Raw genomic sequence first — 26,424 nt, forward strand, 5'->3', positions numbered from 1 at the left:
GTTTCTCATGCCCGCAAGGCCAGCCCACACCGCGGCGGAGTTCGTACCCGAGACCCGCGAGCTCGATGCGCTCGCCGACGCCGCGCACGGTTGCAAGGGATGCGATCTGTACCTCGACGCAACGCAGGTCGTGTTCGGCGGCGGTTCCTCCAGCGCGGACATGATGCTGGTCGGCGAGCAGCCCGGCGATCAGGAGGACAAAACCGGACGGCCGTTCGTCGGCCCCGCGGGCAAGCTGCTGGACAAGGCGCTGGTGCAGGCCGGTATCGACCGTGAACGGGTGTACGTGACCAATGCGGTCAAGCACTTCAAGTTCACCCTGCCCGAACGCGGCAAGCGGCGGATCCACAAGACTCCGGGCCGCACGGAAGTCGTGGCATGTCGACCGTGGCTGCTGGCCGAGCTCGATGCCGTCAGACCCGAGGTGCTGGTGCTGATGGGTGCGACCGCCGCACAGTCGCTGCTGGGCAGCAAATTTCGGCTGACCGCACACCGCGGCGAGGCGCTGGAACTCCCGGCGATCGAACTCGACGTCGCGCCCGACGTCGCCGTGACCGTGCATCCGTCGTCGGTGCTGCGCGGGCCACCGGAGGATCGGGAGAAAGCCTTCGACGCGCTGGTGTCCGATCTGCGGTTCGCCGACGGCCTGCGTGCACGCCGCTGAACCGTTGTCGTGGAGCGACGAAGCCAGGGGCCCCTAGCAGGCGGCCGGCGGCACCCACATCGAGACGGCGGGAGGCACCCAGGCGCAGGGCCCGCCGTAATGCGGACCGTAGTAGGCCGGGCCGTCCCACCGCGGACCACGACGCTTGTCCCAGTCGTCCCAGTCATCCCACTTGTCGAGCTTCCAGGTCACGCTTGGTGTGCTGGGCACCGCTTCCTCGGCGTTGGCGACACCCGCTCCGACGCCCAAGGCAGAGAACGCCAGTGCACCGACCAGTCCCGCTTGCACTCCGACCTTCTTTACGCTCACGACCAATCCCTCACTACTGCAATGAATTATCGGTTCCGACTCGCGTCGATCCTATACGCGCGACCATCCTGTCGACGATCCCGCCTGCGCCCGGCGTGGCTCACTTCGCAGCAGCAAAACCCGGCGCAGAGCCGTGGAGAGTGCGCTGAACAAAGCTGTCGCACAGTTCGGTTGGGAAACGTCAATTTGCCCGCCGGAGGCCGTCAGGTGCGCTTTGGCGTCCTCGGCTAAAGCGGGTCCCACAGCGCGGCCGGCCGCTCCGTGTCGACGCGACCAGGCCCACCGCGGCGAGCCCGGCGAAGGCCGCCAGCAGCCACCGCGCCGGCGTGGCGTCGCCGCTGTCGGTCATGTTCACCAGCACTCCGGCCAGCCCCGCTCCGAAGGCGCCGGAAATCAGCTGAACGGTGTTGATCGCCGCAGCCGCAGTGGGTCCCTCGGACGGGTCATCCACCCGGCTCATCGCCCATGCCGACAAATGCGGCCAGGCGATCCCGATCCCGGTGCCCGCCACGATCAGCGCGACCGCCCAGACCGCTACCGCGGCAGCCGATGCGTCGTCGCGCATGGCCACCGCCGTGAGGGCGAGACCGGTGGCCATCACCGCCGGCGCGATGGCGACCGTGCGCTTGATCGCGCGCGGGTCGCTCATCGAAGCACTGCCGATCTCACCGACCGTCCAACCGAGCGCCAGGCCCGCCCCGAGAAAACCCGCCGCGACCGGCGTGAGATCGGCCAGTCGCTGACCGAACAGCGGGATGTACATGTCCGCCATCGTTGCGGCCATCAACACAGCGAGGGTCAGATAAATCCACTTCAGCGGTCCGCGCCCGAAAGTGCTGGGCGGCAACACCGCTGCGGGTTGGCGCCGATCGACGAACAAGAACACCGCCACCATGACGGCGCCCAAGCCCAGCAACGCGACCGTGAGCCACACATCGCGCGGGATACCGGCCGCGCTGACGGCCAATGCCGCACCACCCAACAACATCAACGACCACACGGGAATCGGTGTCCGCGGCGCATCGACGTCGGCGCTCGTGCGTCTGGGCAACGCCAGCGGGACCAATACACCGATGGCCACGGTCAGAATCGCCAGCGCACCGAAAGCCCAACGCCACGAACCATACTGGGAGAACAGACCCCCGGCGGCGGGACCCAGCAACGTCCCGACGCCCCACATCGCCGATACCAACGCCGACGCCTTGGTCCACAACCACTCGGGCAACGCCGTGTTGATCACCGCATAGCCCAACCCGGCCAGCAGCCCGCCCGCCAGCCCCTGCACGGTGCGCCCCACAAGCAGGGCTTCCATCGTGGGCGCCGCGGCGCAGGCCAGGCTGCCCACACCGAATACGCTGAGCGCCCCCAGATACGACACCCGCGGCCCGAAACGCATCAACGTCGAGTGCACCGTGGTCGCCGCGACCACCGAAGCGACCAGGTACACCGTCGTCACCCATGCGTACAGCCGGTAACCGCCGATGTCGGCCACCGCGCTGGGCATCAGGCTGATGGTGAGGAACTCGTTGGTGGCATACAGCGCGACGCCGCCGGCCAGGACGGTGCTGGCGCCGAGGTACTTCGGCCCCAATAGGTCGCGCCAGCGTCCCGCAGGGGTCGTCGGCGCAGTGTCGGTCACGCCGGACACGCTACGAGCTCAACCATCGTTCAGGTCAAGCGGCGACCTCAGCCGGCAGGAGTGATGAGCCCGTAGTGGCCGTCGTAGCGGTGGTAGAGCACGGCTGCACGACCTTGCGCCGCGTCGATGAAGAACATGAACGGCAGCCCGAGCATGCCCATCCGCTCGGCGGCCTGCTCGACGGTGTGAAATGGCGGCGGGTGGGGGCTGATCGTCAGCGGCAGTTCAAACGGTGCCAGTTCGTCTTCCGCAGCCGGTTGCACCTGCGCCAGCCGGTATTCGGACGGACCGCTCTTGTAGAGGACGCTCGCCATCTGAGTGCGCTCCTCGGTGAACAAGTGGAAGTCGTAGTCGAGCAGGTTCATCTCCATCGCCGCCTCGTCCACCGTGCACGGCGCCAGGGTGAACGACTTGCGCCGCACGATCTGGCGCTCCTCGGGCGGAAGGGCAAGGCGGTTGGGTTGCTGCGCGGAATCGTCGGTGTCCTGCGGAGCTCGTACCGTTCGGCCGTCGCGGCGCGCCTGCCAGTGCTCGGCGGCCCGCCGGAGCTGGCTTCGAAGGCGCTCCCCGAGGCGGTCGATCGCATCGCGCGCGGTGTCGCCCGAAGCCTGCGCGCGGATCAGTCGGCCGTCGACGTCGAGATTGGCTTGCGCGATTACCGGACGTTCCAGTTCCGGGTCGCCGTGGCGCGTCAGCTTCACGTGGGCATGTGTCAACGGTCGGTGCGCGAACCGGCTGACGTCGTCGATCTTGCTCCGCGCGTAGTCGGCCGCGCCGGGAAGATCACCGCGCGTCGTCACGTCGACGTGGACTGGCGATTCGATATCCGCTCTGTCACTCATACTTTCGTTTGTACGCGAGGCGACCGGTCGGGACTAGGGCCGAAGGTCCCGACGGTGTCCGTACTACTTCAGACCCGCGGCGTCCATGCCGCGCAGTTCCTTCTTCAGATCGTGGATCTCGTCGCGGATGCGCGCGGCCAACTCGAACTGCAAATCCCGCGCTGCGGCCATCATCTGTTCAGTCAGATCCCTGATCAGATCGGCCAACTCGGCTCGCGGCATATTCGCGGTGTCACGGCCCTCGATGATGCCTGCGCTGACCGCCCGCCCGGGCTCGCCCTGCGCCCGGCGCCCCCGCGAGGCGTTCCGTCCCGAACCGCCGACCTCGACGGCTTCATCGTCGCTGGCCTCCCTATATACCTGGTCGAGAATGTCGGCGATCTTCTTGCGCAACGGTTTCGGATCGATGCCGTGGGCCTCGTTGTAGGCGATCTGCTTGGCACGCCGGCGCTCGGTCTCGTCGATGGCTTCCCGCATCGATTCGGTGATGTTGTCGGCGTACATGTGCACCTCGCCCGACACGTTGCGGGCGGCGCGGCCGATGGTCTGGATCAGGCTGCGGGTCGACCGCAGGAACCCCTCCTTGTCCGCGTCGAGGATCGCGACCAGCGACACCTCCGGCAGGTCGAGACCCTCGCGGAGCAGGTTGATGCCGACCAGCACGTCGTAGTCGCCGAGGCGCAGTTGACGCAGCAATTCGACGCGACGCAGCGTGTCCACCTCGGAGTGCAGGTAGCGAACCCTGATCCCCATCTCGAGCAGGTAGTCGGTCAGGTCCTCGGCCATCTTCTTGGTCAGCGTGGTCACGAGCACCCGCTCGTCACGCTCGGTGCGCGTGCGGATCTCCCCGATCAGGTCGTCGATCTGCCCCTTCGTCGGCTTCACGACCACCTTGGGATCCACCAAACCCGTTGGGCGGATAACCTGTTCGACGAACTCACCGCCGGACTGGCTCAGCTCGTACGGTCCCGGCGTCGCCGACAGGTACACGGTCTGCCCGATGCGGTCGGCGAACTCCTCCCAGGTGAGCGGCCGGTTGTCGACGGCCGAGGGCAATCGGAAGCCGAAGTCGACCAGGTTGCGCTTACGCGACATGTCGCCTTCGTACATGCCGCCGATCTGCGGCACCGTCACGTGCGACTCGTCGATGACGAGCATGAAGTCCTCGGGGAAGTAGTCGAGCAGCGTGGCGGGCGCAGAACCAGCGGGCCTGGCGTCGATGTGACGCGAATAGTTCTCGATACCCGAGCAGAAGCCGACCTGGCGCATCATCTCGATGTCGTAGTTGGTGCGCATCCGCAGCCGCTGCGCCTCCAGCAGCTTGCCCTGGCCCTCGAGCTCGGCCAGCCGCTCCTCGAGTTCCTGTTCGATGGTCGAGATCGCGTGTGCCATGCGCTCCGGGCCTGCGACGTAGTGGGTGGCCGGGAAGATCCGCAGCGAGTCGACCTTGCGGACGACGTCTCCTGTCAACGGGTGCAGGTAGTACAGCTCCTCGATCTCGTCGCCGAAGAACTCGATGCGGACCGCCAACTCCTCGTAGGACGGGATGATCTCGACGGTGTCCCCGCGCACGCGGAACGAGCCGCGGGTGAACGCCATGTCGTTGCGGGTGTACTGCACGTCGACGAGCAGCCGCAGCAGCGCGTCGCGCGGCACCTCGTCACCGATCTTGAGCTCGACGCTGCGGTCCAGGTAGGACTGCGGTGTGCCCAGACCATAGATGCAGGACACGGAGGCGACCACGACCACGTCGCGGCGGGACAGCAGGCTCGAGGTCGCCGAGTGGCGCAGCCGCTCGACGTCGTCATTGATCGAGCTGTCCTTCTCGATGTAGGTGTCGGTCTGGGCGATGTACGCCTCGGGCTGGTAGTAGTCGTAGTACGAGACGAAGTACTCGACGGCGTTGTGCGGCAACATCTCCCGCAGTTCGTTCGCCATCTGCGCGGCGAGCGTCTTGTTCGGTTCCATCACCAGCGTCGGCCGTTGGACCCGCTCGATGAGCCACGCCGTCGTCGCCGACTTACCGGTGCCGGTGGCACCCAGCAGCACCACATCGTGCTCCCCCGCCTTGATCCGGCGCTCCAGCTCGTCGATGGCGGCCGGCTGGTCGCCCGCCGGTGAGTAGGGGCTGACCACCTCGAAGCGGTTGCCCGTGCGCACGATCGCATCGACCGGGCGGTACTCCGAGTGCGCGAGCACGGGGTGTTCAGTAGCGAAAGCCATAATCACTCAGGGTAAGCGCGTACTCCGACAAGTTCATTCCCGCTGCGCCCTATCCTGTTCTCATCCACGCTCCCAAACACGAGACGTTCGACCTCGTCGCCCGCACCAACACCGATCCGAAGGGCATCGTGCGGGCGGTCGACGTCTACACGGTCCAGCCCTGGGGCCTCTACATGGCCCGTCCGACCCCGGGCCGGGCGCAGTTCCACTATCTGGAGTCCTGGCTGCTGCCCTCGCTGCGGCTGCGCGCGACGGTGTTCCACTTCAACGCAGGTCACGAGCTCGACCAGGACTACTACCTGGACGTGGGCCACTACGCACCGGGCCCCAAGATCTGGCACGCCGAAGACCACTACCTCGACCTGGCGGTCCGCACCGGCCGGGGCGTCGAGCTCCACGACGTCGACGAACTGCTCACCGCGGTCCGGCACAACCTGCTGGCGCCCGAGACCGGAGAACAGGCGGTCCAGACCGCGGCGGCCGCGATCGACGGGCTGGCCAGGCACGACTACGACCTCAACCGGTGGCTCGGCGGTCTGGGCATGCCGCTTACCTGGCGCGATGAGTAGTCATGCCCGAACTACCCGACGTCGAGGGCTTTCGCAGGGAGCTGGCGCGTGAGCTGCCGGGGCGTCGCATCCGCCGCGTCGACGTGCGCGATGCGGGAGTGCTGCGCAACACCACCGCACGCTCGCTGGCCCGAAATCTGGCCGGCCGCACCTTCGAACAGCCTCGCCGGCACGGTAAATGGCTGATCCTGCCGACCGACGGCCCCGCGTTGCTGGTGCACAGCGGTATGACCGGCAGGCCGTTCTACACGCCCGGCGACGACGACACCAAGCACGTCCGGCTGGTCATCGAGCTCGACCGCGGCGAGTTCCGGTACGCGGACCTGCGCAAGCTCCGTGGCCTGTGGCTCCTGGCCTCCGACGAGGAGATCGACGAGGTGACCGGCGAGCAGGGGCCCGACGCCCTGTCCCTCGACCTGCGCTCGTTTCGCGAGGTCCTGCGGGGTCGGCGCGGACGGCTGAAACCGACGCTGATGGATCAGGCGGTGATCGCGGGGCTGGGAAACCTGCTCGTCGACGAGATTCTCTGGCGCACACGCCTGTCGCCGTCACTGCCGGTGCCGAGCCTGACCGACGACGATGTCAAACGCCTCCATGAGGCGATGCGACGTGTACTGGACACCGCGGTGCGCCACGGACGGGTGCCCGACCTGCCGCGGTGGCTGACCGGCAACCGGGACGGAGCCGACCCGACGTGCCCCCGCTGCGGTACCCGGCTCGCGCGCGGCCGCATCGCGGGAAGGACATCGGTGTGGTGCCCGCGTTGCCAGCCCGGGTAACGAACCACCTGCACTTACCGATCTTGATTTCGATGGCTACCGCTACGAATTTGTCTGCCCAGGTACGGCCGGTATCCTCTCGTCGCATGTCCCCCACAACCCGCATCCGGACCGCTGGCGCGACGGTCGCGGCGATGGTCGTGGGCTCGGTTCTGTTCCCAGGTGGCGCCGCGGCCCAACCGAGCGCCGAGACCGAGGCGCAGCCGGCGCCCGAAGTTCTGCACAACGTGATCTACCGAGCGCGTGCGGACGGCACCTCCCGCGGCGCGGTCGTCGCGTACAAGATGGACGACCAGAACGTCAACAGCGCGCAGCCCACGCTGCTACCCGGTCAGACGTTCGAGGTGAATACGGTGCTGGCCGACCCCCAACTGGCCGGCATGGAGATCTCCATCGAATGGCCCTACGGCTCCAACCTGCACTGCGAGATCCTCGTCGACGACCAGATCGTGGCCAAGGCCGACCAGTTCATCGCGCCGCGCCTGCTGCGGCCCAAGGACGACCCGATGTACGGGGTGCTGCAATGCGGTGCCCCGCTGAACCTGCCGATCGACGGGGCCCCCACCGCACCGACACCCGACGTCAGCGCACCGTTGCCTCCCGAGGCTTAACGCCTCACGTGACGCCTCACGGCCGCCACCCGGTGGCATCGGCCCACTCCCACGCACGCCGGTAGGCGTCGAGGAACCAGGGCTCCTTCGCGTTGGCATAGGCGCCCGTGTGTACGTGCCCCTCCTCGGCGACGCGCCGCTTCAACGCGAGGTAGTCGGCCTGGACGCCGGGATTGGCACGCATCCAGTCCACGAACAGCAATGCGAACTGCTGGCCCGGCCATCCGTCGACGCGGATGTGAACGTTGGTCGGCCGCCCCGGATCGGCCGAGCAGTAAATACGCTTGTGCCACAACGCATCATCGTTCGAATGATCGAACTCGGCAACCGTGCTGCGGGCATCCGGCTTGGCGACGTCCGCAGTGGTCTGTCCGCGCACGTAACCCGCGCCGGTCAGCGCGTCGTCCAGTTCATCGGCATCCGCGAGCGAGGCGACCGTCACCTGGACGTCGATCACGTCCTTGGCGTCCATCCCCGGCACCGCCGTGGAGCCGACGTGGTCGACGCGGACGGCGCGGTGCCCGCATGCGGTGTTGAGCCGAGCCACGATGCGCCGCGCCTGCTCGTTCCAATTCGGGTCGAAGGGCACCAGGACCGGCTTGGAATGTGCCGGCTGCTTTTCGTGCAGGTTGTGCGCGAACGGCAGGATCCGCTCGTGCCACAGCGCGCGGGCCAGCTCGACCAGTTCACCCGCGGTGCCCGAGTTGTCGAGCCAGACGTCGGCAACGGCACGACGCTGCTCCTCGGTGGCCTGCGCGGCGATCCGCGCCCGGGCGTCCTCTTCGGTGAAGCCGCGGTGCTCGAGAAGGCGTCTCACCCGCACCTCCTCGTCGGCGTGGACGATGACCACCAACGGAAACATCGGAGCCATACCGGATTCGACGAGTAGCGGGATGTCCTCGATGATCACGGCGTCCTCGGCCGCGGCCGCGATGAGCTCGGACCGGCGGTGGGCCACCAGCGGATGCACGATCCCGTTGAGGGTTTGACGCTTCTGTTCGTCGCTGAACGCGATCGCTGCCAGCGCGGGACGGTTCAAGGCGCCGTCGTCGTGCAGGATCTCCCTGCCGAACGCGTCGACGAGCTTGGCCAACCCTTCGGTCCCCGGTTCGACGACCTCGCGGGCGATCACGTCACCGTCGACGACGATTCCGCCCAGATCACTGAACGTCGAAGACACGGTCGATTTTCCGGCGCCGATACCGCCGGACAGCCCAATGCGCAGCACCGCACCAGTCTGTCAGGGCCGCTCGACGGCGAAGGCCCCGGCTCGGTGAGCCGGGGCCTTCGGTCGTTACGAGTTAGGCGTTGCCTGCGAGCTTCTCACGCAGCGCCGCGAGCTGGGCGTCGCTGGCCAGCGAGCCGCCTGCGGACTCCTCGCCGCGCGAAGCGCCGTTGGACCTGGAACCCGACGCCTCAACAGCTTCTGCTTCAGCAGCGGCGAACTTCTCCATCTGCGCGGTGTGCATCTTGTGTCGGCGCTCGGCCTCGGCGTAGCGGGACTCCCACTCCTCACGCTGCTTCTCGAAACCCTCGAGCCATTCGTTGGTCTCGGAGTCGAAGCCCTCCGGGAAGATGTAGTTGCCCTGCTCGTCGTAGCTGTCGGCCATGCCGTACTTGCTGGGGTCGAACTCCTCGGTGTAGTCCTCGTTGGCCTGCTTCAGGCTCAGCGAGATACGGCGACGCTCCAGGTCGATGTCGATCACCTTGACCATCGCGTCGTCGCCGACCTGGACCACCTGATCCGGGACCTCGACGTGGCGCTCGGACAGCTCGGAGATGTGCACCAGGCCCTCGATGCCCTCCTCGACGCGGACGAACGCACCGAACGGGACCAGCTTGGTGACCTTGCCCGGCACGATCTGGCCGATCGCGTGGGTGCGGGCGAAGTGCCGCCACGGGTCTTCCTGAGTCGCCTTGAGCGACAACGAAACCCGCTCGCGGTCCATGTCCACGTCGAGCACCTCGACGGTGACCTCGTCGCCGACGTTGACAACCTCGGACGGGTGGTCGATGTGCTTCCACGACAGCTCCGAGACGTGCACCAGGCCATCGACGCCGCCGAGGTCGACGAAGGCGCCGAAGTTGACGATGGAAGACACGACACCCTTGCGGATGGCGCCCTTGGTGAGCTGGTTGAGGAACTCGCTGCGCACCTCGGACTGGGTCTGCTCCAGCCAGGCGCGGCGGCTCAGCACGACGTTGTTGCGGTTCTTGTCGAGCTCGATGATCTTGGCCTCGATCTCCTTGCCGATGTACGGCTGCAGATCGCGGACGCGACGCATCTCGACCAGCGACGCGGGCAGGAAGCCGCGCAGGCCGATGTCGAGGATAAGGCCGCCCTTGACGACCTCGATGACGGTGCCCTTGACGGCCTCGTCCTTCTCCTTGAGCTCTTCGATGGTGCCCCAGGCCCGCTCGTACTGAGCGCGCTTCTTGGACAGGATCAGACGGCCTTCTTTGTCCTCCTTGGTGAGGACCAGGGCTTCGACCTCATCGCCCACGGAAACGACCTCGTTGGGGTCGACGTCGTGCTTGATGGAAAGTTCTCGGGACGGGATGACGCCTTCGGTCTTGTAACCGATGTCGAGCAGGACTTCGTCCCGGTCGACCTTGACGATGGTTCCCTCGACGATGTCGCCATCGTTGAAGTACTTGATGGTCTTGTCGATGGCGGCGAGAAAGTCCTCGCTCGAGCCGATGTCGTTGACGGCTACTTGCGGCGAGGTGACGGAGGGACTTGGCATGTGGTGGGTTGCTCCGGACAGGTTTGATCGTAGGGACTTAGGACATTCGAGTTATTGGCTCGGCGCGGGCGCCGACATCGTGCTCTGTACCCGCCGCAGAAGATGACGAAAACCACAGACAGGTACCCGTAGAGGCTACTCGACTGGGCACATGCTGGACAAACTCGGTCCCCACCGGCCGCTAGTCTGCTCAGGTGTCACATCCCGGCGCGCCACATCACCCCTGGCTGCCTGCTCCGCCGTTTCAACGCAAGGTCCGCAGGGTCGGGGCGCCGCTGGCGGTGCTCATCCTGCTTGCCACCGTGGTCGGGCTCATCATCATCGGGCTGACCGCTCTCAATCCCATCGGGGCGGGGATCGGGCTGGTGCTGTCGAGCCTGGCCATGGTGGTCGTGGTTCTGGCCTACGTGTGGCTCGACCGCTTCGAGCCCGAACCGCCGCGTCTGTTGGCCTTCGCGTTCCTGTGGGGCGCCTCGGTCGCGGTGGTGCTGTCGGTGATCCTCGGCCTCTACCTCGAGTCGTTGATTGTGAGGGGTGACGCCGAGGGGGTTAGCGCGGTCTCGGTGGTGGTCATCGCCCCGGTCATCGAGGAAGCGGCCAAGGGCGCGTTCCTGTTGGTCATGATGACCGGCCGGCGCCGCCGCGAGCTGAATTCCCTGACGGACTGCCTGGTCTACGCGGGGTTGGTCGGTGCGGGATTCGCCTGGCTGGAGGACATCCTCTACATCGCCAGCGGTGAATCGCTCGGCGACTCGCTGCTGACAGCCGCGCTACGACTGGTCATGGCGCCGTTCGCGCATTCACTGTTCACCACGTTCTTCGGGATCGGCGTCTACTTCGCCCTGCACCGCCGCGACGCATCCGCCAAGGCCGGCGCCGTTCTGCTGGGCTACCTGGCTGCGGTGTTCACCCACGCACTCTGGAACGGTTCGTCGCTGCTGGGCGTCGAGTGGTATCTCGGGGTTTACCTGTACTGGATGATGCCGCTGTTCGCGCTGGCGATCGTCCTGGGCGTGCAGAGTCGCCGTCGTGAGCAGGCGATTGTCGCCAGCAAGCTGCCCGGCATGGTGCAGGCCGGTCTCGTCACACCCGCCGAGGCCACCTGGCTGGGCTCGCTGCGGCACCGCAAGCTGGCGCTCGCCCAGGCCGCCCGCCAGGGAGGGCGCCCCGCCCGCAACGCGATCAAACGGTTCGCCGGCCAGGTCGTCGAGTTGGCGTTTGTGCGCGACCGCATCGACCGCGGGTTCGGCGATCCGCGGGTGCAGGCGATGCTGGTCGAGGAGACCCACGCGCTCTACGCCGCCCGCGCGGCTGCGCCGGTACTGCAGGCGATGGCCGGTTATCGCGGCGGGCGCTGACCAGCTCACCGCCTACGCCGCCGCCAGCCGCCGGGGCGCCGGAACGCTTGCCACAACACCAGGCCGGCCTGCAGACCGAGCGCGACCGAGATCATCGAGATGAATGTCACCCCCAGCGCGGAGTCGCCGTCAGCGCCGAACAACTCGGCGATTCCGATCAACCCCATCGAGCCTGGGACCAGGAGCCAGAAGCCGGGCAGAATCATCGTGAGCGCCGGCGGCGCGCTGCGGTACCGGCTCATCAGCAGTGCAGCCACGGTCAGCACCACGCCGCCACAGAAGCCGCTCGCGTAGCTGCCCAGCACCAAGTCGCCGAGGTACTGGGCGATGAAGGCGGCGTAAGCGACCAGCAGCAGCCACGGCAGAAACGACGTCGGTGGCCCGAGAAACAGCATGACGCCGACGGCGTAGACCGCGACCCCCAGCCACGGGGCCCACGGCCCCAGTTTGTTCAACGGCTCGGCGCTCAGATGCGATACGTCCTCGCCGAGCAGCTGGGCGGCGATGAGGATTCCGAACACCAACTGGGCCAATTGCGCGAACCCGGCCACCAGCCGACTGGAACCCGACACCGCATCTCGGGCGGTGACCTCGATGACCGCCAGAGTGATCGCGGCACCGGGCAGGAACATCGCCAGCGGGGGGATCAGCGCGCGCAGCCCGATGTGGTCGAGCCCGAGGTACTCGGCGACGGCGATACTCACCGCGGCCACGGAGAAAGCGCTGACAACCGGCAGCAGCTGGGCGAGCACACCGAAGCGCTGCCCCACCATGGCGAAAATCCCGACCATCACACCGAGCACGGTGGCGCCGAGCAGGTTCAGCGGTGTGGGCTCGAGCACCAGCCCCAGACCGGCGCTCCACACTCCGTAGCCGAGTACGGTCATCCACGGCCGGAACCGGGGCCGCGAGGCCAGGATGCGGTCGAGTTCGGTGTCTCCCTCTGCGGGATCGATCGCGCCGCGCATGGCGTTGGAAACCAAGCGCGCCAACGGGAAAGCTTGGTCGAAACGCACATCGCGGTCCAGATGGGCCGACTTGACGATCGTTCCCGAGCCGGTCGCCGGGCCCACGACCTGCACGGTGTTGGGTAGCACGATCACTTCGGTGGGGACGCCGTACGCGGCGGAGGCGCGGCCCAGCATCTGCCGGATCAAGGTCACCGGGTAATTCGCCGCGGCCATGGCCGCGCCCAGTCGGGCCAGGAACCGGATCTCGTCGTCTGTGGTCTTGTTGTCCATCACACGCGCCCGTGTCGGACCGTACCCGACGACCGGCTCGCTAGTGGGCTGCGGCGTCCCAGCTGCGGCCGTAACCGACGCTGACCTCGAGCGGCACGTCAAGCGGGTAGGCGTTGCCCATCTGCTCGCGGACCAGCGCCTCGACCGCGTCGCGCTCACCGTCGGCGACCTCGAACAGCAGCTCGTCGTGCACCTGCAGCAGCATCCGCGACTTCAGCCCCGCTTCCTTGAGCGCCGTGTCGACGTTGATCATCGCGACCTTGATGATGTCGGCCGCGCTGCCCTGGATCGGCGCGTTGAGCGCTGCACGCTCGGCGGCCTCGCGGACGTTGCGGTTGCTGCTGTCCAATTCCGGCAGATAGCGCCGCCTGCCGAACACCGTCGATGTGTAGCCGTCCTTGCGCGCCTGGTCCACCACGTTGCGCAGGTAGTCGCGCACCCCGCCGAAGCGGTCGAAGTACTGCTCCATCTGGACCTTGGCTTCTTCGGTGGAGATCTTGAGCTGGGCGGCCAGCCCGTAGGCGCTCAGCCCGTAGGCCAGCCCGTACGACATCGCCTTGACGCGACGCCGCAGTTCGGCGTTGACCTCGTCGATCGGCACCGAGAACGCCCGCGATGCGACGAAGGAGTGGAGGTCCTCGCCCGTGTTGAAAGCTTCAATGAGGCCCTCGTCCTTGGACAGGTGCGCCATGATGCGCATCTCGATCTGGCTGTAGTCCGCGGTCATCAACTCCGCGTAACCCTTGCCCACCACGAACGCGTCGCGGATCCGGCGGCCGGCGTCGGTGCGGATCGGGATGTTCTGCAGATTCGGCTCGGTCGACGACAACCGCCCGGTCGCCGCGATCGTCTGGTTGAAGGTGGTGTGAATGCGGCCGTCGGACGCCACCGAATTGAGCAGCCCGTCGACGGTGACCTTCAACCGCGTCGCATCGCGGTGGGTCAGCAGATGTTGCAGGAACGGGTGGCCGGTCTTGTCGAACAGGGATTGCAGCGCGTCCGCGTCGGTGGTGTACCCGGTCTTCGTGCGCTTGGTCTTGGGCATCTCCAGCTCGTCGAACAGCACCACCTGCAGCTGCTTCGGCGAGCCGAGGTTGATCTGCTTACCGATCACCGCGTACGCCGCCTCGGCCGCGTCGCGGATGTGGTCGGCGAACTCGCTCTGCAGCTGCCCCAGTTGCTCGAGGTCCACCGCGATGCCCGCGGTCTCCATCTCGGCCAGCACCCGCTGCACCGGCAACTCCATGTTGTTGAGCAGAGCGAGCGAGTCGATGCGGGCGAGTTCCTCGTCGAGCGCGTCGGCCAGGTCCATCACCGCGCTGGCTCGCAGTATCACGGTCTGCACGGCCTGGTCGTCGACGCCGTCATTGTCGTCGAGCAGCGAAAGTTGTTGTTGCTCCGGGTTTTCAGCGCGCAGTTCACGCTTGAGATAACGCAGCGAGAGGTCGTCGAGCGCGAAACTGCGCTGCCCTGGCCGCACGAGGTACGCCGCCAGCGCGGTGTCCGACGTGACGCCGGCGAGCTTCCAGCCGCGGCCTTCGAGGTCGTGCATCGCCAGCTTGGCTTCGTGCAGCGCTTTGGGCGGGCCGGGGTCGGCGAGCCACGAGGCGAGGGCGGCCTCGTCGTCCTCGGTCAACGTGGCGGTGTCGATGTAGCGCCCTTCGCCGTCGGCGGCGACGATACCCAGCGCCGTCGCGTCCGCGTCGAACGCCAGGTGCGTGCCGACGACGGCCAGCCCGAACCGCTTGCCCGAACTGTGCTCGGCCAGCCACGCGGCCAGCTCCCCCGCTTCCAGCGCCCCGCCGCGGACGTCGAAGCCCTGGTCGACCTCGGGATCCGCCGAGGCCAGCGTGTCGAACAGCCGATCGCGCAGAACGCGGAACTCCAGGTCGTCGAACAGCCGGTGGATCTGGTCGCGGTCCCACGGCTGCATGCGCAGGGTGTCGGGGGTTTGCGGCAGCGGGACGTCCCTGACCAGATCGGTCAGTTCCCGATTGAGCACGACGCTGGACAGGTTGGCCCGCAACGCGTCACCGACCTTTCCCTTGACGGTGTCTACGTTGTCGACCAACGCCTGCAGCGAGCCGAACTCCGCGATCCACTTGGTCGCCGTCTTCTCACCGACGCCGGGGATGCCGGGCAGGTTGTCGCTGGGGTCGCCGCGCAGCGCCGCGAAGTCCGGGTACTGCTGCGGAGTCAAGCCGTACTTCTCCAGTACCGCCTCCGGGGTGAACCGCGTCAGCTCGCTGACGCCCTTGCGCGGGTACAGCACTGTGACGTCATCGCTGACCAACTGCAGCGAGTCACGGTCGCCGGAGACCACCAGGACCCGGTAGCCGCCCTGCTCGGCCTGCGTGGCCAGGGTGGCGATGATGTCGTCGGCCTCGAAGCCCGGTTCGGCGAGCACGGTGATGCCCAGCGCGCCGAGCACCTCCTTGGTGATGTCGATCTGGCCGCGGAACTCATCGGGCGTCGACGAGCGGCCGGCCTTGTACTCGGGGTACTTGTCCACGCGAAACGTTTGGCGCGACACGTCGAAAGCGGCGGCGATGTGGCTGGGCTGCTCGTCGCGCAGCAGGTTGATCAGCATGGCGGTGAAGCCGTACACCGCGTTGGTGGTGAGCCCGCCCTGGGTCTTGAAGTTCTCGGCGGGCAGTGCGTAGAACGCCCGGTATGCCAGGGAATTGCCGTCGAGCAACATCAATGTCGGCTTCTGGTCCGTCGGCTGGGACGCCGCCTTCTTGGCGGTGGCGGTGGTGGCAGGGCTCACGGACCTAACTCTAGGCACCGCCGCCGACATCAAGGCCACCGCCGCGGCGACCGACGCGGCCCGTGGATGTGGCCGCGGATGTGCGGTTTCATCCGCGACTCGCCGGCGCGGTCGGATGAATTCGCACGCTCACGACGGTCAGACCCCACGTCCCACTGAACTGGAACACGTTTCAGTTCTGCCAGACGACTCGGTACTCTGAGCGGGTGTCAGCTTCCACTCAGCCCGCGATCGACGGCTGGTTCGCCACCGACGGATCCGGAGCGCCCTACCTGATCGGGGGCAAGTGCCACCAGTGCGGCACCTATGTGTTCCCGCCCCGCGCCAACAACTGCCCCAACCCGGCGTGCGACGGTGACGAACTGGCGCAGGTGCCGCTGTCGCGGCGCGGAACCCTGTGGAGCTATACCGAGAACCGTTACGCTCCCCCGCCCCCGTATCCGGCGCCGGATCCCTTCGAGCCCTTCGCCGTTGCCGCGGTGCAGCTCGCCGACGAGGGCCTGATCGTGCTCGGCAAGGTCGTCGAAGGAACACTGGCCGCCGACCTGAAGGTCGGGATGGAGATGGAACTGACCACGATGCCGCTGTTCGTCGACGACGACGGCGTCGAACGCGTCGTTTACGCATGGAGGCCTGCGTCATGAGTCCTGAACCGCTGTACATCCTCGGCGCCGGTATGCACCCGTGGGGGAAATGGGGCCGCGACTTCACCGAGTACGGCGTCGTGGCCGCGCGGGCCGCGCTGGCCGAGGCTGGCCTGGACTGGCGTCAGATTCAGCTCGTCGCGGGAGCGGACACGATCCGTAACGGCTACCCCGGATTCGTGGCCGGCTCGACGTTCGCGCAGAAGCTGGGCTGGAACGGTGTGCCCGTGTCGTCGAGCTACGCCGCCTGCGCGAGCGGCTCGCAGGCGCTGCAGAGTGCCCGGGCCCATATCCTCGCCGGATTCTGCGATGTGGCGCTGGTGATCGGCGCTGACACCACCCCGAAGGGCTTCTTCGCCCCGGTCGGCGGCGAGCGCAAGAACGACCCCGACTGGCAACGCTTCCACCTGATCGGCGCCACCAACACCGTCTACTTCGCACTGCTGGCGCGCCGGCGCATGGACCTCTACGGGGCCACGCTGGAGGATTTCGCCGCGGTGAAGGTCAAGAATGCCAAGCACGGGTTGGACAACCCGAACGCGCGCTACCGCAAGGAAGCCACAATCGACGACGTGCTCGCCAGCCCGGTGGTCTCCGATCCCCTTCGGCTGCTTGATATCTGCGCGACGTCGGATGGCGCGGCCGCGTTAGTGGTGGCGAGCAAGTCGTTCGCCGAGAAGCATCTGGGCTCCGTCGACGGGATTCCGTCGGTGCGTGCGATCAGCACGGTGACACCGCAGTACCCGCAGCACCTGCCCGAATTACCGGACATCGCAACGGATTCCACGGCGGTCGTGGATGCACCCGAGCGGGTGTTCAAGGACCAGATTCTCGACGCCGCCTACACCGAGGCCGGTATCGGGCCGGAGGACCTGAGCCTCGCCGAGGTGTACGACCTGTCCACCGCGCTCGAACTCGACTGGTACGAGCATCTGGGCCTGTGCCCGAGGGGCGAGGCCGAGCAACTGCTGCGCAGTGGTGCGACGGCGATCGGCGGGAAGATCCCGGTCAACCCGTCCGGCGGTCTGGCCTGCTTCGGGGAAGCCATTCCAGCGCAGGCCATCGCGCAGGTGTGCGAGCTGACCTGGCAACTGAAGGGGCAGGCGACCGGCCGCCAGGTCGAGGGGGCCACCGTGGGCGTCACCGCCAACCAGGGCCTGTTCGGGCACGGCTCGTCCGTGATTGTTGCTCGCTAGGCAGTTCGAACCGTACGGCCCCTCCTACTGGGGCGCCATCGCCGTGTTCGTGGTCGGCGCCGCCGTGCTGGTGTGGGCGGGCGGCCGGCAGACGGATGCGCAGGCGCAGCGGTGGGGCCGTGTGCTCGGCGGGCTGACCGCGCTGATCTACGGCGCGATTTTGGTCTACAACCTGGCGCCGCCGACCCTGGCGGGTTCGGTGCCGCTTCAGCTCACCGACCTGGCGACCGTCGTCGCGGCCTACGCGCTGTGGTCCCAGCGGCAGTGGGCGTATGCGCTCACCTACTACTGGGGTCTGGTGCTGAGCGTGCAGGCGTTGATCTCACCGGTGTTGCGGGGCCCCGACTTTCCGCACTACCGCTTCCTGGCGTTCTATGCGATCCACCTGCTCGTGGTCTGGGCGGCGATCTATCTGACGTGGGGCCGCGGCATGCGGCCCCACTGGCGCGACTACCGACTGGCGGTGGCGGTCACCAGCGCGTGGGCGGCGGTGACCGTCGTGTTCAACAGGATCGCCGACACCAATTACGGCTTCACGAACTACAAACCGGAGACCGCGTCGGCGTTGGACATCCTCGGGCCGTGGCCGGTCTACATCGTGAGCACTGCGGCCCTGGTCTTTGCCGTGTGGGCGTTGATGACATGGCCCTGGGTGCGCCGGCGATGATCGTCGTCGTCCGGGTCAAGCCAGGCAGCGCGAAAGGCCCGCTGGTGGAGGTCGACGACGCCGGCGAGCTGACGGCCTACGTTCGGGAGCGAGCCGTCGAGGGCAAGGCCACCAGGGCCGTCACCAAACTGCTCGCCGCGCACCTGGGCGTAGGGCCAAGCCGGCTCAAGCTGGTATCGGGCGCCGCGTCGCGGATCAAGCGCTTCGAGGTCAGTTGATCAGGCGACGCCGAGGTAGGCGGCGCGAATGCTGTCGTCGCTCAACAACTCTCGGGCATCCCCGGTGCGTGTGACCTCACCGGTCTCGAGGATGTAGGCGCGGTCCGAACGGCTCAGCGCCTGCTGCGCGTTCTGCTCCACCAGCAGCACCGTGGTGCCCTGCGCGTTGATCTCCGCGATGATCCTGAAGATCTGCGAGATCACCATCGGCGCCAGGCCCATGGACGGCTCGTCGAGCAGCAGCACCCGCGGCCTGGCCATCAGCGCGCGGCCGATCGCGAGCATCTGCTGCTCGCCACCCGACAGCGTGCCGCCGACCTGGCTGCGGCGTTCGGCCAACCGAGGGAACGTCTCGAGGATCCAGTCCAGTCGTTGCCTGTGCTCGGAGCGGGCGGGGAATTTGCGGCCGTAACAACCCATTTCAAGGTTTTCTACGACCGTCATCCCCGGAAAAACCCCACGTCCCTCTGGTGCCTGCACCAGCCCCTGGATCACGCGTTGGTGAGCCTTGACCTTGCTGATGTCATGACCCTCGAACCATATCGAGCCCGACGTCAGGGGCAGCAGCCCTGAGATCGCACGCATGGTGGTCGTCTTACCGGCACCGTTGGAGCCGAGCAGCGTGACGAGCTCACCCTCGTGGACCTTCAGCGAGATACCGTGCAGTGCACGGATTCTCCCGTACTGCACAACGATGTCACGCAGCTCGAGGATGACGGGCCGTTCGGGGGCCTGGTCACTCGGCCTTTCATTCAAGGCTGTCATCGGGCACCCCCAGATAGGCTGCGATGACCTTCGGGTCCTCGCGGATGTCGGAAGGCAGGCCGTCGGCGATCTTGCGCCCGAACTCCAGCACCACGATGCGATCGGTCACGCCCATCACCAGCCTCATATCGTGTTCGATCAGCAGCACCGTGTAGCCGTCGTCGCGGATCTTCTGGATCAGTTCGATCAAGGCGGCCTTCTCGCGCGGGTTGAACCCTGCGGCCGGTTCGTCCAGACACAGCAGTTTGGGTTCGGTGGCCAGCGCCCGGGCGATCTCCAACCGGCGCTGATCACCGTACGACAGGTTCTTGGCCTTCTCCTCGCCGCGGTTGGCGATCCCGACGAAATGCAGGAGCGCCGCGGACCTCTCGATCGCCGACCGTTCCTCGCGCCGATGGCGCGGGGAGCGGACCAGCGCGCCCGGCACCGAGGTGAAGTGCCTGGCGTCGGTGCCGACCATGACGTTCTCCAGAGCCGTCATCTCGCCCCACAACCGGATGTTCTGGAAGGTGCGGGCGATACCGCGGCGGGTGATCTGGTGGCGTTTGATCCGGCCCAGCGGCGCGCCGTCGAACGTGACGGTGCCCGACGTGGGTCGGTACACGCCGGTGATCGCGTTGAAGCACGTGGTCTTGCCCGCCCCGTTCGGCCCGATCATGCCGAGAATCTCACCTCGGCGGATGTCGAACGACACCGAGTCAAGCGCCGTAAGCCCGCCGAACTTCATCGTGAGATCGGTTGTCCGCAGCAGGATTTCCCCCTCTGCGGCCTGGATCTCGCGGTGCACACCCGCCAACTCTTCGATGGTCATCGCGCCGACTCCTTCTCCGGCGAGCGAAGCAGGTCGCGGGCGGCCTTACCGTAGGCCAGCAACTGCGCTCGCGCCGGGAACAGGCCCTGCGGCCGGAAGATCATCAACACCACCAGCGCCAGCCCGAAGAACAGGTACTTCAGGTCACCGAGGTTGATGCCCAGGAACTCCACCCCCAGCAACCGGTTCGGCAGGTAGACGATGATGAACGCACCGACCACCACGCCGAGCTTGTTGCCCTGCCCGCCGAGCACCACCGCGCACAGGAACAGCATCGAGTTGATGATGTTGAACGTCGGCGGGGCCACGAACTGCACCTGACCGGCGTACAGCGCGCCCGACAGCCCGCCGATCGCCGCGCCGATGACGAAGGCCCACAGCTTGAACCGGAACGTGTTGACGCCCATCACTTCCGCGGCGTCCTCGTCCTCGCGGACCGCGATCCAGGCGCGTCCCACGCGGCTGCGTTCGAGGTTGCCCACCAGTACCAGGATCCCGATCATCAGCACGATGCCCAACCAGAACCACCACGTCCCGTAGTTGGCGTCGCCCGCGGAGTTGCCGCTCGAGAAGACGCCGTCGGGCACGCGTTCGCTCGCACCGACTCGCGGGTAGGCGACCTCGTTCAGGCCGCGCGGCCCGTTGGTCACCTCCGAGAGGTTGTCGGCCATCAGGCGAATGATTTCGCCGAACCCCAGCGTGACGATCGCCAGGTAGTCGCCGCGCAACCTCAGCGTCGGCGTCCCCAGGATCAGACCCGTCAGCGCGGTGATCGCCATCGCCAGCGGCACACACGCCAACCACGCCCAGTCCTCGTTGAACCACCCCGTGGCGCCCATCTTGTTCCACGGACTGTTCGGACTGGTCAGCAGCGCAACGGTGTACGCGCCCACGGCGTAGAACCCGACGTAGCCGAGGTCGAGCAGACCGGCCTGGCCGACCACGACGTTGAGGCCGATCGCGATGATCGCGACCATCGCGAACTGCGCCATGGTGCCGCCGAAGCTGATGTTCGGCGTGTTCAGGAACGGCGGCGGAAACAGCGGCAGCAGCGCGAGCAGGCCGAAGGCGATCAGCCCGAAGCCCCACTTCTGTACGCGGGAAAGCCCGTCCCACCAACGACGCAGTGCGTCGCCGGGTGCCAAGACCTTCTCGCTGGCCCTCATGCTCGCGCCTTCCCGAGGCTTTCGCCGAGTATCCCCGTCGGCCTGAAGAACAGAACGAGAACCAGCAGCACGAAGGCGACGACGTCACGCCACTGGGTCCCGAACACGGCCTGCCCGTAGTTCTCCATGATGCCGAGCAGCAGGCCGCCCAGCAGGGCGCCGCGCAGGTTGCCGATGCCGCCGAGGACCGCGGCCGAGAACGCTTTGATGCCGAGCAGGAAGCCGCCGGAGTAGATGATGCCCTGCGGCACCTTCAGCGTGTAAAGCAGCGCGGCCGCCCCGGCCAGCAGGCCGCCGATCAAAAACGTCGTCATGATGATGCGTTCGCGCGAGACGCCCATCAGGGTCGCGGTGTCCGGGTCCTGGGCCACCGCCCGGATCCCGCGCCCGAACCTGGTCCGGTTGATGGTCATATCGGTCATCAGGGCGAGAACCAGCGCCGCGCCGACGATGATCAGCGTGATGTTGGAGACCGCGGAACCGAACACCGTGAACTGGGTTTCGGGCGCGACGAGCCGGATCGGTTGTTGCGCATTGGATCCGCCGTACCCGTCGATGATCTCGGGCAGGATGAAGTGCACGAATTCCTGCAGCACGAACGACATGCCGATCGCGGTGATGAGAAAGGACAGTCGGTCGGCCTTGCGTCGTCGCAGCGGTCGGTAGGCCACCGCCTCCAGGCCGACCGCGGTGGCACCGGACACCGCCATCGCGAACAGCATGGCGATACCGAGATACAGCACCGTCAGGGCGATGCCCCTGTTGTAGGTGTTACCGCTCGGTGTGAAACCCAGGATCATGTCGAGGCAGAAGTACGCGCCGAACATGCCGAACATGAACACTTCCGAATGCGCGAAGTTGATCAGCTTCAGCACGCCGTAGACCAACGTGTAGCCGACGGCCACCAGCGCGTAGATGGCGCCCCACGACAGGCCGTCGATCGTCAACTGCCAGAAGCCGTCTCGCAACCCGTCGAGGTTGAAGCTGATGTTGGCTGCCAAGCAGGTGTACTGGTCGACGCACTCGGGTGGGATCCCGGTCATCCGGTGGCGGCTCCTCGCGGGAACGGGCCTCTAGCGAAAACGCGTCCGAGCCTTTCGGTCTCGGACGCGTTCGCCTCAGCGGCTATTGAACTTTGTAGATCCAGATCAAGCTGGTGGTCAGCTCGCCGTTCGGGGTCCACTGATACTGGCGAGCCACGCCGCGACCGTCGTAATTGCGGACGAAGTCGAGCAGCGCGGGCCGGGTGACGGCGCCCGAGTCGATGCCCTTCAGCAGGATGGTGCCCAGGTCGTAGCCCTCGCTGCTGTAGGTGCCCGGTTCTTGGTTGAACTTCTTGGTGTACTCGTCGGCGAAACCGCCGGTGGCCGGACCGCACGGGCAGGACAGCACGGCGTCCTTGGACGCGTCGCCGGCCTGCTTGACGAACTCGGGGTCCTTGGTGCCGTCGGCGCTGGCGAACGTTCCCTCGTACCCGCCGTCGCGCAGCTGCTGCACGAACGGCGCCGCCTCGGCGTAGTAACCGCTGAAGAACACCGAGTCCGGACTGGCGCCCTTGATCTGGGTCACCGCTGCCGAGAAGTCCTTGTCGCCCTTCTTGACCGAGATGTTGCAGGACGAGTCGGCCACCGGACCGAGAGTCTGACGAACGGTCTGCGCCAGGCCCAGGCCGTAGTCCGTGCTGTCGTCGACGACGCAGACCTTCTTGTGGCCGAGGGTGTTCTTCAGGTAGTTGGCGACCGAGGGCCCCTGCACGCCGTCGTTGCCCAGGCCGCGGAAGAAGGTCCGCCAGCCCTTGTCGGACAGCGTCACGTTGGTGGCCGAGGCCGTGGCGGCGACGAGACCGGCCTGGTTGAAGACGTCGCCGGTGGCCATGGTCTCACCGGAGAAGGCGGGACCGATCAGGCCGATGGTGGAGGCGTCATTGATGATCTGCGGTGCGATCTGGGTGGCCTTCTGCGGATCGCCCTCGGTGTCGAACGTCTTCAGCTGGACCTGGCAGCCCGGGTTCGCGGCGTTGTGCTTGTCCACGGCCAGCTGGATGCCGTTCTTGATGTTGATGCCCAATGCCGCATCGGGACCGTTGAGCGCTCCGGCCATCGCCAGCGACACCGGCGGGCACTGCGCGTTGCCGTCACCGGCGGGGTCGGCAGGCGCGGCGCTCTCGTCCGCCTTGACCTCGGCGCCGTTCTCGTCGATCTGCACCTCTTCGACGATCTTCAGATCGGTCTGTGCCTCACCGCCCTCGGTCGGCTCGGCCTGCTGACAGCCGGCTATGCCGAGCACAACCAGACCAGCGCTGCTGATAGCAAATGCTTTCCGTGCCATGCGACCGCGCACGCTTCACCTCCGGGTCGTTGTGTTAGTCGGCTCCGGCGCCTGGGCCCGGCGGGCGGGGGCGGCGACGTTCCGGGAAGACCATAGCCAACGCTCGGCGCTGGTGCGCGGTGTTGAACGACGCGTCGCGGCCGTCGCGGTCAATCCGCGCCATCGGAAACGCACTTTTTACGGGGTGGCGAAGTCAGGGGTTAGCTCGACTCCGACGCGTCGCTCGGCGTGTCGAGGGTTTCGAGGACCACTTCGGCGACGCGTTTCATAGTGGTGCGCCGGTCCATCGCGGCGCGTTGAATCCACTTGAACGCCTCGGGCTCGGTCATCCCCTGATTGGCCTGCAGCAAACCCTTGGCCCGTTCGACGAGCTTGCGCGTCTCCAGCCGGTCGGCCAATGTGGCCACTTCCTGCTCCAGCGCGGCGATCTCGCCGAAGCGGCTCACCGCGACCTCGATGGCGGGAATGAGGTCGGTGACGGTGAAGGGTTTGACGAGGTAGGCCATGGCGCCGGCGTCCCTGGCGCGTTCGACCAGTTCTCGTTGGCTGAACGCGGTCAGGATGACGATCGGCGCGATGCGCTTGCTGGCGATCTCGGCCGCGGCGTCGATGCCGTCGCGACGGGGCATCTTGACGTCCATGATCACGAGGTCGGGCTTGAGGCTCTCGGCGAGATCGACGGCCTCCTGTCCGTCGCCGGCCTCGCCGACGATCTCGTAGCCCTCTTCGCGGAGCATCTCGGCCAAGTCCATCCGGATCAGCGCTTCGTCCTCGGCGACGAGAACACGGCGGGCCTTCCCGGCCTCAGGTGGTGCCCCAGCAGCGGTTGCCATGGAAGCCATTGTGGCGGTAGCGGTGCCGTTCAGCGAGTTCGGGGCATCATCTAAGGTGGTAAGCCGCGCAACAGAGCCGTCCGACTACTAGAGCCCTCGTAGCCCAATTGGCAGAGGCACACGACTCAAAATCGTGACAGTGTGAGTTCGAGTCTCACCGAGGGCACTTGACATCGTACAGATGTCGTTGCAGCTCAGCGGCCTGTTGTCGACCTGAGAGCGCCGCCACAAAGGGCCGCATGACTACATTCTGACTACATTCGCCGGAAAGACCACACCTGAAAGGCGCTGGTCGTGGGCATCGGCGACCGCATCGGCGTCCTTATCGAACAGGTCGGCGTAGGTGTCGAGGGTCATTGCTGCGGACTTGTGGCCGAGCATCTTTTGAACAGCCTTCACGTTGGCACCGGCCGACACGGCCAGCGAAGCGGCGGTGTGCCGTAAATCGTGCGGTGTGACCCGGGGGAACACCGCCGTTGTCGGCTCGCGGTCGGGCTGTGCCTCGTACTCGGCGGCACGAGCTTCGTTGGAGGCGGCGATGCACCGCGTGACCGCGCCGTCGAACCAAGTTTTCATCCCCGGCGACTTGGCGTAGACACCGTCCGTGGCCGGGAACACAATGCCGTCGCGGCCCTTGCCTTGGCAAGCTGCGGCGAGCGGTTCGACCAGGAACCGCGGCAGCGGCACGGTGCGGCGTTCGTGCGTCTTGGGCGTGCCCACCTCTACCACTCCCCCGACGTTCACCGCGTTGCGCCGGATATGTAGTCGCCGGCGAAGTGTGTCCACATCGGCGACGTGCAGCCCGGCCAGCTCGCCCCACCGCAGTCCGCAGTACGCGAGCACCAGGACGATGACTCCCTTATCGGGTCCGGCCTCGGCGGCGAGTGCCATTACCTGCTCGTCCGTCAAGTACGCGTGTTCACGCTTGACCTTGCGCGGCAACTTCACGCCGCGCGCGGGGTTGGTCATCAACCGGCGGTCGCGCACCGCATCGTCCAGAATGCCCGCGAGGACGTTGTAGGCGCGGATGACGGTGACGGGTCCGCTGGCCGACTTGGTGACGCTGCCTTCGGCCTCGGCAATCGTGCGGCCCATCATTGACACCCACGACTGCACTGCCGAGTGTCGAATATCTGCCAGCTTCACAGCACCCCACTTCGGCTTGACGTGCACGCGCCACGCCACTTCCTCGACGCGGCGGCTCGACGGCTTGAGGTGCGTCCGGCGGGCGAGCCAGCCCGGCCCGAGGTCGCCGACCGTCACCCTCGCGTCGGCAGGGTCGATGTACTCACCGCGCGCCTTGCTCACGGTGACCGTGGCGGCGTAGTTCTCGGCCTCGCGCTTGGTCTTGAATCCGCGCGCACCAGTCAGCTTGTTGTTCGGGGTCCGGTACTGCACCCGCCAACGCTGCTCACCCGCTGCTGTCTTGTACTTAGTGATCGACGCCATCGCAGTTAGTCCTCCAGATCTGCCGGCGAGCGCCGCATGCGGCGCAGCATGCCGTTGTTACGGACCCGGTAGACACCCAGGAGCCCACGCGAATGCCGAAGCACCACGTAGAGCAGTCCGTCGCGCTCCACCACCCCACCACTCCTCGCCGGTTGCTCGGTTCCGCCAGTACGGAAGTAGGCGGCGAACGCTCGGCGGGTCAGTTCGTCGCCGTCTGCGTTGGCGCTCGGCATGCGCAGAGTCTATGCCGCAACCCTTGTTCGCCAAACAAGTTTCTATACGGCGTTTCGAGATCAGGACTTTGCAGAGTTTGGTAGGCAATGTCATGCGCTGCAGCGACATTCAGGCGATGTACTTCCCGTTTTGTTCCACTTAGATGCCGTCAATCCGTGTTAGCGTTCCCGCACGGTCGCGCACCCTGTGAATCTGTGAACCGCCCTGGTTCTGCCGGAGGCTCGATCTATTGGATTGCGACCAGGGGCTGGTCGCTCCGTTGGGCATCGTAGAACGTGGCCTCGAACTCGGTCGGAGGGACGTCGTCGAGGTAGCTGTGTAGGCGGGCGGTGTTGTGCCAGTACACCCAGCTCAGCGTGGC

At 66.8% G+C, this 26,424-nt stretch carries 25 protein-coding genes, 1 tRNA gene and 1 pseudogene; 10 read left to right on the plus strand and 17 right to left on the minus strand.

Annotation, left to right across the window (positions count from 1 at the left end):
• The first annotated feature begins 7 nt into the window (after positions 1–7).
• Positions 8–664 carry a UdgX family uracil-DNA binding protein gene (locus AU192_RS10205; RefSeq protein ID WP_064395691.1) on the plus strand — a complete coding sequence of 219 codons (657 nt, stop codon included), beginning with the start codon at positions 8–10 and terminating at the stop codon, positions 662–664.
• Between the two features lie 33 nt (positions 665–697).
• Here AU192_RS10205 and AU192_RS10210 read toward each other — a convergent pair whose 3' ends face one another.
• The 4 genes from AU192_RS10210 to uvrB all read right to left on the minus strand — a co-directional run bounded on the left by AU192_RS10210 (position 698) and on the right by uvrB (position 5,677).
• On the minus strand, positions 698–973 hold the full coding sequence (locus AU192_RS10210; RefSeq protein ID WP_064395692.1) for a hypothetical protein: 276 nt from the start codon (positions 971–973) through the stop codon (positions 698–700).
• Positions 974–1,154: 181 nt separating this feature from the next.
• Positions 1,155–2,612: an MFS transporter gene (locus AU192_RS10215; RefSeq protein WP_064395729.1), complete on the minus strand. Its 1,458-nt coding sequence runs from the start codon at positions 2,610–2,612 to the stop codon at positions 1,155–1,157.
• Positions 2,613–2,659: 47 nt separating this feature from the next.
• The gene (locus AU192_RS10220; protein ID WP_064395693.1) at positions 2,660–3,454 is read right to left on the minus strand and encodes a ribosome hibernation promotion factor; all 795 of its coding nucleotides are present in this window, start codon (positions 3,452–3,454) and stop codon (positions 2,660–2,662) included.
• Positions 3,455–3,517: 63 nt separating this feature from the next.
• Complete coding sequence (gene uvrB / locus AU192_RS10225; RefSeq protein WP_064395694.1) at positions 3,518–5,677, minus strand: excinuclease ABC subunit UvrB; 2,160 nt, start codon at positions 5,675–5,677, stop codon at positions 3,518–3,520.
• Positions 5,678–5,739: 62 nt separating this feature from the next.
• Here uvrB and AU192_RS10230 point away from each other — a divergent pair, with 62 nt between their 5' ends.
• From AU192_RS10230 to AU192_RS10240, 3 genes are all read left to right on the plus strand, one after another.
• Positions 5,740–6,246, plus strand: coding sequence for a ribonuclease FAU-1 family protein (locus tag AU192_RS10230; RefSeq protein ID WP_174523675.1), 507 nt, complete (start codon positions 5,740–5,742; stop codon positions 6,244–6,246).
• Positions 6,247–6,248: 2 nt separating this feature from the next.
• Positions 6,249–7,025, plus strand: a complete 777-nt coding sequence (locus AU192_RS10235) for an Fpg/Nei family DNA glycosylase (RefSeq protein WP_064395696.1) — start codon at positions 6,249–6,251, stop codon at positions 7,023–7,025.
• Between the two features lie 86 nt (positions 7,026–7,111).
• Entirely contained in the window at positions 7,112–7,636 is a 525-nt protein-coding gene (locus AU192_RS10240; RefSeq protein ID WP_064395697.1) for a hypothetical protein, read from the plus strand.
• A 16-nt stretch (positions 7,637–7,652) separates the two neighbouring features.
• Here AU192_RS10240 and coaE read toward each other — a convergent pair whose 3' ends face one another.
• Positions 7,653–8,864, minus strand: coding sequence for a dephospho-CoA kinase (gene coaE / locus AU192_RS10245; protein ID WP_064395698.1), 1,212 nt, complete (start codon positions 8,862–8,864; stop codon positions 7,653–7,655).
• A gap of 73 nt (positions 8,865–8,937) precedes the next feature.
• Complete coding sequence (gene rpsA, locus AU192_RS10250; RefSeq protein WP_064395699.1) at positions 8,938–10,383, minus strand: 30S ribosomal protein S1; 1,446 nt, start codon at positions 10,381–10,383, stop codon at positions 8,938–8,940.
• A 194-nt stretch (positions 10,384–10,577) separates the two neighbouring features.
• On the opposite strand from rpsA, the gene AU192_RS10255 reads away from it, so the two are divergent.
• The gene (locus AU192_RS10255; RefSeq protein ID WP_064395700.1) at positions 10,578–11,741 is read left to right on the plus strand and encodes a PrsW family intramembrane metalloprotease; all 1,164 of its coding nucleotides are present in this window, start codon (positions 10,578–10,580) and stop codon (positions 11,739–11,741) included.
• 5 nt (positions 11,742–11,746) lie between these two features.
• Here AU192_RS10255 and AU192_RS10260 read toward each other — a convergent pair whose 3' ends face one another.
• Together AU192_RS10260 and polA are read right to left on the minus strand one after the other, a co-directional pair.
• Positions 11,747–12,982 (minus strand): threonine/serine exporter family protein, encoded by a 1,236-nt coding sequence (locus AU192_RS10260; protein WP_064395701.1) that lies wholly within the window; start codon positions 12,980–12,982, stop codon positions 11,747–11,749.
• A 40-nt stretch (positions 12,983–13,022) separates the two neighbouring features.
• Positions 13,023–15,683, minus strand: a complete 2,661-nt coding sequence (polA, locus tag AU192_RS10265) for a DNA polymerase I (RefSeq protein WP_197505909.1) — start codon at positions 15,681–15,683, stop codon at positions 13,023–13,025.
• 275 nt (positions 15,684–15,958) lie between these two features.
• Between polA and AU192_RS10270 the strand changes: the two genes are divergently transcribed.
• From AU192_RS10270 to AU192_RS10285, 4 genes are read left to right on the plus strand one after another with little or no spacing between them, the layout of a single operon-like run.
• On the plus strand, positions 15,959–16,396 hold the full coding sequence (locus tag AU192_RS10270) for a Zn-ribbon domain-containing OB-fold protein (protein WP_064395703.1): 438 nt from the start codon (positions 15,959–15,961) through the stop codon (positions 16,394–16,396).
• Positions 16,393–17,592 carry a lipid-transfer protein gene (locus AU192_RS10275; RefSeq protein WP_064395730.1) on the plus strand — a complete coding sequence of 400 codons (1,200 nt, stop codon included), beginning with the start codon at positions 16,393–16,395 and terminating at the stop codon, positions 17,590–17,592. The genes AU192_RS10270 and AU192_RS10275 overlap by 4 nt, the downstream gene beginning before the upstream one ends.
• A complete protein-coding gene (locus AU192_RS10280) occupies positions 17,582–18,259 on the plus strand; it encodes a YwaF family protein (RefSeq protein ID WP_064395732.1) in 678 nt (225 codons plus the stop codon). Before AU192_RS10275 ends, AU192_RS10280 begins: the two co-directional genes overlap by 11 nt.
• Positions 18,256–18,477: a DUF167 domain-containing protein gene (locus AU192_RS10285; RefSeq protein ID WP_064395734.1), complete on the plus strand. Its 222-nt coding sequence runs from the start codon at positions 18,256–18,258 to the stop codon at positions 18,475–18,477. The genes AU192_RS10280 and AU192_RS10285 overlap by 4 nt, the downstream gene beginning before the upstream one ends.
• Here AU192_RS10285 and AU192_RS10290 read toward each other — a convergent pair whose 3' ends face one another.
• From AU192_RS10290 to AU192_RS10315, 6 genes are all read right to left on the minus strand, one after another.
• Entirely contained in the window at positions 18,478–19,242 is a 765-nt protein-coding gene (locus AU192_RS10290) for an ABC transporter ATP-binding protein (protein WP_064395704.1), read from the minus strand.
• Positions 19,226–20,053 carry an ABC transporter ATP-binding protein gene (locus tag AU192_RS10295; protein WP_064395705.1) on the minus strand — a complete coding sequence of 276 codons (828 nt, stop codon included), beginning with the start codon at positions 20,051–20,053 and terminating at the stop codon, positions 19,226–19,228. The genes AU192_RS10290 and AU192_RS10295 overlap by 17 nt, the downstream gene beginning before the upstream one ends.
• Complete coding sequence (locus AU192_RS10300; protein ID WP_064395706.1) at positions 20,050–21,219, minus strand: branched-chain amino acid ABC transporter permease; 1,170 nt, start codon at positions 21,217–21,219, stop codon at positions 20,050–20,052. The genes AU192_RS10295 and AU192_RS10300 overlap by 4 nt, the downstream gene beginning before the upstream one ends.
• Complete coding sequence (locus AU192_RS10305) at positions 21,216–22,262, minus strand: branched-chain amino acid ABC transporter permease (protein ID WP_064395708.1); 1,047 nt, start codon at positions 22,260–22,262, stop codon at positions 21,216–21,218. The genes AU192_RS10300 and AU192_RS10305 overlap by 4 nt, the downstream gene beginning before the upstream one ends.
• 82 nt (positions 22,263–22,344) lie before the next feature.
• Entirely contained in the window at positions 22,345–23,559 is a 1,215-nt protein-coding gene (locus AU192_RS10310) for a branched-chain amino acid ABC transporter substrate-binding protein (protein ID WP_064395711.1), read from the minus strand.
• A gap of 188 nt (positions 23,560–23,747) precedes the next feature.
• Complete coding sequence (locus AU192_RS10315; RefSeq protein ID WP_064395713.1) at positions 23,748–24,380, minus strand: ANTAR domain-containing response regulator; 633 nt, start codon at positions 24,378–24,380, stop codon at positions 23,748–23,750.
• A 92-nt stretch (positions 24,381–24,472) separates the two neighbouring features.
• Here AU192_RS10315 and AU192_RS10320 point away from each other — a divergent pair.
• A tRNA-Leu gene (locus tag AU192_RS10320) sits at positions 24,473–24,546 on the plus strand.
• Between the two features lie 77 nt (positions 24,547–24,623).
• On the opposite strand, the gene AU192_RS10325 is transcribed toward AU192_RS10320, so the two are convergent.
• From AU192_RS10325 to AU192_RS25400, 3 genes and pseudogenes are all read right to left on the minus strand, one after another.
• Entirely contained in the window at positions 24,624–25,829 is a 1,206-nt protein-coding gene (locus AU192_RS10325) for a site-specific integrase (protein ID WP_064395714.1), read from the minus strand.
• A 5-nt stretch (positions 25,830–25,834) separates the two neighbouring features.
• Entirely contained in the window at positions 25,835–26,062 is a 228-nt protein-coding gene (locus AU192_RS10330; protein ID WP_064395716.1) for a hypothetical protein, read from the minus strand.
• A gap of 227 nt (positions 26,063–26,289) precedes the next feature.
• Positions 26,290–26,424, minus strand: a pseudogene (locus AU192_RS25400) (IS3 family transposase); the annotation flags it as partial.

Origin of the sequence: Mycobacterium lehmannii (assembly GCF_001499925.1) — a bacterium.
GTDB lineage: Bacteria > Actinomycetota > Actinomycetes > Mycobacteriales > Mycobacteriaceae > Mycobacterium > Mycobacterium lehmannii.

Coding starts and splice junctions, on each gene's coding strand:
- AU192_RS10240 (WP_064395697.1), top strand. CDS start 7,112: ATGTCCCCCACAACCCGCATCCGGACCGCTGGCGCGACGGTCGCGGCG.
- rpsA (WP_064395699.1), bottom strand. CDS start 10,383: ATGCCAAGTCCCTCCGTCACCTCGCCGCAAGTAGCCGTCAACGACATC.
- AU192_RS10220 (WP_064395693.1), bottom strand. CDS start 3,454: ATGAGTGACAGAGCGGATATCGAATCGCCAGTCCACGTCGACGTGACG.
- AU192_RS10295 (WP_064395705.1), bottom strand. CDS start 20,053: ATGACCATCGAAGAGTTGGCGGGTGTGCACCGCGAGATCCAGGCCGCA.
- AU192_RS10205 (WP_064395691.1), top strand. CDS start 8: ATGCCCGCAAGGCCAGCCCACACCGCGGCGGAGTTCGTACCCGAGACC.
- AU192_RS10330 (WP_064395716.1), bottom strand. CDS start 26,062: ATGCCGAGCGCCAACGCAGACGGCGACGAACTGACCCGCCGAGCGTTC.
- AU192_RS10235 (WP_064395696.1), top strand. CDS start 6,249: ATGCCCGAACTACCCGACGTCGAGGGCTTTCGCAGGGAGCTGGCGCGT.
- uvrB (WP_064395694.1), bottom strand. CDS start 5,677: ATGGCTTTCGCTACTGAACACCCCGTGCTCGCGCACTCGGAGTACCGC.
- AU192_RS10290 (WP_064395704.1), bottom strand. CDS start 19,242: ATGACAGCCTTGAATGAAAGGCCGAGTGACCAGGCCCCCGAACGGCCC.
- AU192_RS10315 (WP_064395713.1), bottom strand. CDS start 24,380: ATGGCAACCGCTGCTGGGGCACCACCTGAGGCCGGGAAGGCCCGCCGT.
- AU192_RS10260 (WP_064395701.1), bottom strand. CDS start 12,982: ATGGACAACAAGACCACAGACGACGAGATCCGGTTCCTGGCCCGACTG.
- AU192_RS10305 (WP_064395708.1), bottom strand. CDS start 22,262: ATGACCGGGATCCCACCCGAGTGCGTCGACCAGTACACCTGCTTGGCA.
- AU192_RS10285 (WP_064395734.1), top strand. CDS start 18,256: ATGATCGTCGTCGTCCGGGTCAAGCCAGGCAGCGCGAAAGGCCCGCTG.
- AU192_RS10275 (WP_064395730.1), top strand. CDS start 16,393: ATGAGTCCTGAACCGCTGTACATCCTCGGCGCCGGTATGCACCCGTGG.
- AU192_RS10300 (WP_064395706.1), bottom strand. CDS start 21,219: ATGAGGGCCAGCGAGAAGGTCTTGGCACCCGGCGACGCACTGCGTCGT.
- AU192_RS10325 (WP_064395714.1), bottom strand. CDS start 25,829: ATGGCGTCGATCACTAAGTACAAGACAGCAGCGGGTGAGCAGCGTTGG.
- polA (WP_197505909.1), bottom strand. CDS start 15,683: ATGTTGCTCGACGGCAATTCCCTGGCATACCGGGCGTTCTACGCACTG.